General features: G+C 44.0%; 1 protein-coding gene. It reads left to right on the top strand.

Annotated elements, in window-relative coordinates; genetic code table 11:
• Positions 1–25 precede the first annotated feature (25 nt).
• Positions 26–739, top strand: a 714-nt coding sequence (locus tag ACFINZ_RS10715; protein ID WP_375701510.1) for a lyase family protein, incomplete at its 3' end; no start/stop codon positions are given.

The following is a 739-nucleotide window of genomic DNA, read 5'->3' as shown; positions in this document are numbered from 1 at the left end:
CCACTGAACACAAAAGGATCTAACCATGGTTGAAACACGTCAAGAAACGGATAGCTTTGGGACGATTTCAGTCCGTCAAGACCGTTATTGGGGCGCACAAACTGAACGCTCATTGCATAATTTTAATATTGGCATAGAAAAACAACCCCTCACCATCATCTATGCCTTAAGCCTTATCAAAAAAGCAGCAGCTGTTGTGAATATGGAAAAAGGCAAACTCGCAAAAAACATTGGAAAAGCCATCATTACTGCTGCCGATGAAGTGCTTTCCGGTGCATTTGACACGCATTTCCCCCTTTCTGTTTGGCAAACAGGTTCTGGAACACAAAGCAATATGAACGTCAATGAAGTGATCGCCAATCATGCCAATATGCTTTTGGGAGGAAAATTGGGTAGCAAAACACCTGTGCATCCCAATGATCACGTCAATATGAGCCAATCGTCAAACGATTCCTTTCCCACAGCACTTCACATTGCTACTACCCTACAAACGCGCCAACACCTCTTTCCTATCCTTGACGCACTTATTACCACTTTAAAGAAAAAAGAAGAAGAATTTGCCGATATCATCAAAATTGGACGTACTCATACCCAGGATGCCACACCCTTAACTTTAGCGCAAGAATTTTCGGGCTATCGCACTGCACTCGAAGCCAACCGCCAACGCATTGAAAATGCTCTTTGTGATGTTCAAATGCTTGCCCAAGGAGGTACAGCTGTTGGAACAGGGCTGAACGCA

The organism is Bartonella sp. AA81SXKL (assembly GCF_042196945.1).
Taxonomy (GTDB): Bacteria; Pseudomonadota; Alphaproteobacteria; order Rhizobiales; family Rhizobiaceae; genus Bartonella.
This window is presented reverse-complemented; position numbering and strand designations above follow the sequence as displayed.